The organism is Ligilactobacillus saerimneri DSM 16049 (assembly GCF_000423265.1).
GTDB classification, from domain to species: Bacteria; Bacillota; Bacilli; order Lactobacillales; family Lactobacillaceae; genus Ligilactobacillus; species Ligilactobacillus saerimneri.
Genome location: NZ_KE383995.1, coordinates 35830 through 42296, shown reverse-complemented (window position 1 = coordinate 42296; position 6467 = coordinate 35830). Strand labels below are relative to the sequence as shown.

Below are 6467 nucleotides of genomic sequence, written 5' to 3'. Positions count from 1 at the left end.
ATAGTGGTGCCCATAAAGGTCCTTCTTTCTAATGGAATGTTGTAACGACACCATTAAAGACCTTTATGGGTTTTTCTGTCCACTAAAATGTTCAACTTAAATTTTACAATCTGCCATAATTATATCTGATTAAAAATAAATAACAAGTTTCATTTTTTAAATGAGAACTTGTTAATCTAAAATCATTTCCACTTGTTTACTTTTTGATAACGGTAATTTTCCGCTTCTTTTAAGCCCTTGGCCACATCTTGGGTAACGATCAAACTATCTAGGTTCGCCTGGGGCATGAAACCGTGGTCGACGACATCCTGCAAGAAAGCAAGTAACTGGTCATAGTAACCATCAATATTAGTCACAACAATCGGCTTGCGGTTGATCCCGAGTTGGTTCCAGGAATAAACTTGGAAGAATTCTTCCATTGTACCTAAACCTCCTGGCAGGATCACAAACGCATCGGCCAACTCCAACATCCGCTTTTTTCGCGCCGACATATCACTAACATATTCTAAAGTCACGCCTGGGGCAGCAGTCACCGCCTCCTTGCGCAAGATTTCAGGCACAATTCCGATAATAGGACAACCTTGCGCCCGCACAGCCGCAAAAATCTCGCCCATCATGCCCAGGCGACCACCTCCATAAACCAGGCTGGCAGCACTGGTTTTCAGGTACTGGGCTAGACGCTGGACTTGCTCCTGATATTGCTGATCGTCACCGGAATTAGACCCACAGAATACACAAATTTTTTTCACGATTCGATTCCTCTCTATGCTAATACAATTAATTCTTACCTAGATAATGATACAAAAAGACAATCGGGGCCACAATTACCAGCAAGGCATTGCGTGCCAACTGAATAAATAAGTCGCTCAAAACGATACTCCGCTCCTGGGCTTCCGCCCGACTTCGGGTCATAGGTTCAGAGTCAGAGTCCATTTCCAACTGGTATTCTTCGCGCGCCCGCCGCAGGGTTTCCTGATGTGAAGTTACTGTTGCCTGCTCTTGTTGCCAGTTTTGCTCTTCATTAAATGGAAAAAAGAATAGATAATTACTCATTATGAAATAATTCAGCACATACCGGTATGCGGCAGTATCAAGCAAGTTGACTAACGCCAACAAAATCACTACTGGTAAGGCTGCGTGGAGCAAAAAACGCCCGTAACGCTTAATCATGATGTTCCTCCTGCATTATTTAGCAAAAAAGCGTGCTAATGATAACTGGTTGGTATGAGCGATTGTCAGGGAAAACAGATATAGCATCATAAAGTAACTCCCCTCTGCTGTCCCCATTACCACCAATGCTACCAGGGTAACTAAGGCCAAGATCCGGCTTAAAGTCCGCCAACGCTTGATCTCATAAGCATGACGGTGTAACTTCTGCTCAATCTTTTTACTGACCTGGTGGGACTTAAACATATCAATTTTACGCTGTTCCCGCTTGATTTCCTGCCGTAACCATGCATTAAAAACGATTAAAGTCAGGATTGTCATCCACAAACAGACTACCAACACTGTCTGAAAAGTCATTCTTTTGTTCCTGCCTTTCTGGCTTAAATTAAAAAGAAGCTGAATAGCTCAACTTCTTTATATCTTATCCAAAATGGTAATGCTCCCGCTTGATCCTTGCAAAGAATAAATACCTCTTAACGGGCAATCATCACATCACAAGCGGCCACCCGGGTTACATAGTCAGTAACGGCCCCGACTAAGACCCGTTCAACAGGGTTTAAGCCCGTTGGTCCCATGACAATCATATCAGTATGATGATCATTAGGGAATTCCTGGGCAATAACTGTCCGTGGCGACCCAAAGCGTACATGAACACTCACGTCTTTTTGGTCCCGCTTAATAACCTCTTCTTTTAATTCTTCAAGATAGTTTTCAACATCTTCAAATGTTTGGTAAACAACATCACCATTTGTATCAACCATTCCGGCATAGCTGACAGAGAACTGCTTCAATTCGATAACATTTAAGATATCCAAATGTGCTTCGTTCCGCTTGGCAATTTCGATCGCTGTTTCTAATGCTTTCTCAGCAATTTCTGACCCATCAACTGGTACCAGAATATTTTTATATTGTTGTTCCAACCAAATCACTCCTATCTAGAGTCCATTCTTTAGTTATATTTTATCATAATTCCCTGCTGAAATTTAATCTATTCCAAATTAATTTAGGTACCCGAGCTTATTGTACGTACTTTTCTGTTAATTGCATGAAAGTCTGGATATCGTGCAGAACCATGTCGATGCCAGCTTGCCAAAAATCAGCTTGGTGAAGATCCACTCCTAAGTGCTTTTGAGCCAGATCTTCGGTAGTCATGCTGGCAGTATCCCGCAACAAGGCGATGTATTGGTCCTCAAATCCTGGACCGTGTTGCTGTGCGCGGGCATAAATCCCTAAACTAAAGAGGTAACCAAAAGTATATGGGAAGTTATAGAAAGGAACATCATCAATGAAGAAGTGTAACTTAGCGGCCCAGAAATGTGGGTGGTACGTTGCTAAGCCATTGGCATAAGCTTCTTGTTGGGCTTCCACCATCATCCGCGTGATGTCATCAGCAGCGACCAGTCCTTTTTGACGGGCAGCATAGAAGTTTTGCTCAAAGATGAACCGCGCATGAATATTCATAAACATTGCTACGGCATTTTGAATCTTAACATCTAAAAGGTTGATCCGTTCTTCATCAGTTTGTGCTTCCCGTAAAGTGGCATCGGCCACGATCAACTCCGCAAAGGTGCTAGCTGTTTCAGCTACATTCATTGCGTAGTCTTGATTCAAACTAGGAAGATCCCACATCACATCACTGTGGAAAGCATGTCCTAATTCGTGTGCCAGGGTGGCAACTTCGTTGACCGACTCACCATAAGTCATGAAGATCCGTGATTCTTGTAGCTTAGGCAAGCTGGTGCAGTAGCCTCCGGGCCGCTTTCCGGGACGATCCTCTGCTTCAATCCAAGCATTATCAAATGCTCGCTGGGCCAAAGTCGCCATCTTAGGCGAGAATTTGTTGAAATTAGCAACGATAAAGTCAGCAGCTTCATCAAAAGTATACCGGCGTTCTTTGAAATTCCCTAGAAGCACTGGGGCATCTTGGTCTTGCCACTCCATTTTTTCTTTACCAAAGAGTTGTGCTTTTCTAGTCAAGAAATCCACTAATGGTTGCTTATTACGAGCAACTGTGTCCCACATAGCGGTGAGCGTTTCCTGGTCGATACGGTTATATTCGAGCGGTTCTTTCATGAAATCATCCACCCCGTGGAGGCGATAATTATTCAGCCGGAAGCCGTCAAGGTGATTCAATGTGTCGGCAAAAACTGCTGCTTGCGCACTCCAGGCTTGTTCCCATTTAGCAAATAATTCTTGGCGTACCTTAGCGTCCGGACTCGCCATCATCATGTTGAAAGCCTGCCCAGCAGATAGCTGTTGACCTTGGAATGGGATCTGGATCCCAGCAACGATTGTGTCATAATGCTGACTCCAGGCGCTTTGCCCGTCCAGGTTCAAAGTATTGATGATATTTTCGGCATTTTCATCGAGTAATTCTTGGCCGTCACGACGCATCTCACTTAACCGGAAAGCGACCGGGGCAAAATGTTGCATCAAAGCGTGCCATGCAGTCGCGGTATAACTGGCAAATTTTTTCTTCAATCCCGTTTGTGCCAGTTGCCAGGCGGGCATTTGACCATATAATTGTCCGGTTAATAACTTGGCTTTTTGATCGTGGATGTCAGCTGAATTCAAAGCTTCGATAAAGGCACCACACTCAGCGAAGTTTTTCTCAATCTCCTCTGCCAAAGCTAATAAAGCTTTGAGATCTGCTTCTTCCGTATCTGTATTAGGGGTAAAGGTTACAACCGCCTGGTGATACTGGTGGATCTGTGTTTGCAAATGTTGCAGTTCTGCTTGTAACGCTGGTGAATTGCTTCCCCCGGCAAAGATGGAATCTAAGTCCCAATTAAGTGCATATTTCATATCTTTTCTCCTTAAAACATTAAATTTATCTCATTATAATGTTACCATATTGCAAACGCAAACAAAGGTATAATGGCTATCTTACCCTATGGAAAAATTCTAAAAAAGATTGGACAAAGCCTAACTGGTTTTGTATACTATATCAAGTAAGTTATTTGTTGCCCTCGTGGCGGAATTGGCAGACGCGCAGCGTTCAGGTCGCTGTTGGGATTTCCCAGTACAGGTTCGACTCCTGCCGAGGGCATTTTGATAAAAAATTATAACGAATTAGAAAGTAAGAACGTTGATAAATCAACGTTCTTTCGTTTTATAAAGTGTTAAAAAGAATGCTTTTGTTGTCCTAATTGTTGTTTTGTTGTCCTGGTATCATCTTTTTGTAACATAATTTCCATTTTTTCCGGTGTTGGTGGGTGTCAAAAAGCCCGTCATGCCGGCATTTTTATTTTTACTTAACACTGAAAAATACTAGTTTTTTGATAAACTGTTGCACGACTGTTGCAAAAAATACAACCGGCTATCAATACGACTGTTTAAAAGTGCCGTCTTAATAGACGGTTTTTTTATTGTCTGAGATATAAAAAAAGCCAGTCCTAGCAGGGGCTGGTATAAAGAGCTATGGTACTCTATACATTTTTATTTACATCTGTAATCATGTCGCAATTATAGACGAATAAAAAAGAGCCTCGGTTAAGAGGCCCTATGCCAGCTGGTTGTCCGGGTCACTACTCCGAACGTGCACACTGGTGTAATTACTTTATTAAGTTTATTTAAGCACGTAGTTGTCCATGTTACAATAAGGAAGCACACTTTAAGCCAAGAAACACTATCTTGGACTCGTGCGGGAAGAAGGTACCTTCCATGATTCTGTTTATTTTACTGCTGACACAGCACACGATGAATCGTTCGAACAAGCAAAAGACGTTTTACCACTCCCCAAAAAATCGCATGATTAAGCGGAAAATGTCACTAGAGTTACATTTGACTTGTTAGGGCATAATTTACGTTTTCGCCAGTGTTGGTGGGTGCTAGAAAGTCCTTCATTAATATGGTCATAAATGCCAATATATTGTACCATTAGGTTAATAATGTGGAGGTTAAATCATGTTACGCAATCGATTGCAAGAAATTTTAAATGAACGCGGCTTAAAAAACGCCCGTGTTGCACAAGATATTCCTGAATTATCCCGCAATGTTCTTGACGAAATTGTAAATAACAACGACACAGCTATCCCCTTCGCAACTGTCGACCTACTGTGTCGTTATTTGAATATCAAACCGGCAGACTTTTTCGAATATCTCCCATTTGACGTAACTGTCAGTGTCAATACTGATGTAGATTTCTATTGTGCAGATAATTTTTATACAGAAATCAATGATGGTCTGTTACCAGTTAATGAAAATTTTCAAATCTCTGCCTTTTATTTGAACTTATATGTTGTTAAACAGAGTGGTACCTCAATAACAGGTTTAACCAAACGAGTTTTTGAGCTAAGTGCTGTTATGGAAGCACCCCTCAAACTTTTACCTCATCCAGAAAGTGACTTCAGCGACAACCTTTTCCAACCCTCGCAAGATATTGATTTTTATATTGTTTTGGGCGACCCGCTCCATGAGGTAACTGCCATCGAACGCCGAGAATTTTTTGCTTTCTGGAATGAAACTCTGACACCAGGTTTTCGTGAGGAGTTAATGAATCAAATCCAATCCACGATTAGCAGTTATATTCACGCTCATCTATTAACTCTCCCTGGAATCGACTGGTCACAATGTGCACTGCATATTACATATGAATTTGATAAAAAAGTTGATCCTATTATCACAAGTGCACCCCGCTTAATTGAAAAAGTAAATACTCCTGATCCAGACTAGTTATTCCTTTATAAAATTATGGCAAGTCGCTTAGCTAAGCTAGGATAAAGTTGACACAATAAACAACGAGGTTGAGAGAAAGCAAATCTTTCTCTTAACCTCGTTTTGCTATGCTATAAGTGAAAAATCTTTCCTATAAGGATAATAAATCCAGCTATTCCAAAGAAGAATCCCCAAAAAACAAGCTGAACAAAAAAATCAAGCAACTTTTCAATCATTCCATAAATATACATCAATACAAATAGTACTGGTGGTATAAGGATCAGTATAATGATACAAATTACGATCGTTATTACTTTTTCCTTTATTGTTTTCTTACGCCAGCTTTCTATCAATTCGTAACTGAATAACATTCCACCATTACGCTTTTCTATAACATTAATTGTTACGATAGTCGGCCACCATAAAATCATCATAATGATCCCTGTATAACAAAAAAGATCTGTAATTGTTGGTCGAGTGGTATATGAAAATAAAAATACTAATGAAGCAACAAACTCCACTAAGCAATAGCCACTGCAAACAATTAACTTCTTTTTATTAATTGGTTCCCACTTAACTGGTTTCATATTTCTCCCTCCTTGATTTAAATCTCTTCATCAATCAGATTATAGGAAAAATTTCGC

The 6467-nt window shown here is 40.9% G+C and carries 7 protein-coding genes and 1 tRNA gene; 2 read left to right on the top strand and 6 right to left on the bottom strand.

Features of this window, described 5'->3' with window-relative positions:
- Positions 1 to 182: 182 nt before the first annotated feature.
- From G541_RS0108930 to G541_RS0108910, 5 genes are all read right to left on the bottom strand, one after another.
- Entirely contained in the window at positions 183 to 749 is a 567-nt protein-coding gene (locus G541_RS0108930) for an LOG family protein (RefSeq protein WP_027827202.1), read from the bottom strand.
- A gap of 28 nt (positions 750 to 777) precedes the next feature.
- Positions 778 to 1170 carry a hypothetical protein gene (locus tag G541_RS0108925; RefSeq protein ID WP_027827201.1) on the bottom strand — a complete coding sequence of 131 codons (393 nt, stop codon included), beginning with the start codon at positions 1168 to 1170 and terminating at the stop codon, positions 778 to 780.
- Positions 1171 to 1185: 15 nt separating this feature from the next.
- The gene (locus G541_RS0108920) at positions 1186 to 1524 is read right to left on the bottom strand and encodes a hypothetical protein (RefSeq protein ID WP_027827200.1); all 339 of its coding nucleotides are present in this window, start codon (positions 1522 to 1524) and stop codon (positions 1186 to 1188) included.
- A gap of 116 nt (positions 1525 to 1640) precedes the next feature.
- On the bottom strand, positions 1641 to 2087 hold the full coding sequence (locus G541_RS0108915) for a universal stress protein (protein ID WP_009554926.1): 447 nt from the start codon (positions 2085 to 2087) through the stop codon (positions 1641 to 1643).
- 97 nt (positions 2088 to 2184) lie between these two features.
- Complete coding sequence (locus G541_RS0108910; protein WP_027827199.1) at positions 2185 to 3972, bottom strand: M3 family oligoendopeptidase; 1788 nt, start codon at positions 3970 to 3972, stop codon at positions 2185 to 2187.
- A 160-nt stretch (positions 3973 to 4132) separates the two neighbouring features.
- Here G541_RS0108910 and G541_RS0108905 point away from each other — a divergent pair.
- Positions 4133 to 4216, top strand: a tRNA-Leu gene (locus G541_RS0108905).
- A gap of 857 nt (positions 4217 to 5073) precedes the next feature.
- The gene (locus G541_RS10080; RefSeq protein ID WP_051174653.1) at positions 5074 to 5841 is read left to right on the top strand and encodes a helix-turn-helix domain-containing protein; all 768 of its coding nucleotides are present in this window, start codon (positions 5074 to 5076) and stop codon (positions 5839 to 5841) included.
- Positions 5842 to 5954: 113 nt separating this feature from the next.
- Here the strand turns inward: G541_RS10080 and G541_RS0108895 are convergent, their stop codons facing one another.
- Positions 5955 to 6410, bottom strand: coding sequence for a hypothetical protein (locus tag G541_RS0108895; RefSeq protein WP_027827198.1), 456 nt, complete (start codon positions 6408 to 6410; stop codon positions 5955 to 5957).
- Between the last annotated feature and the right edge of the window lie 57 nt (positions 6411 to 6467).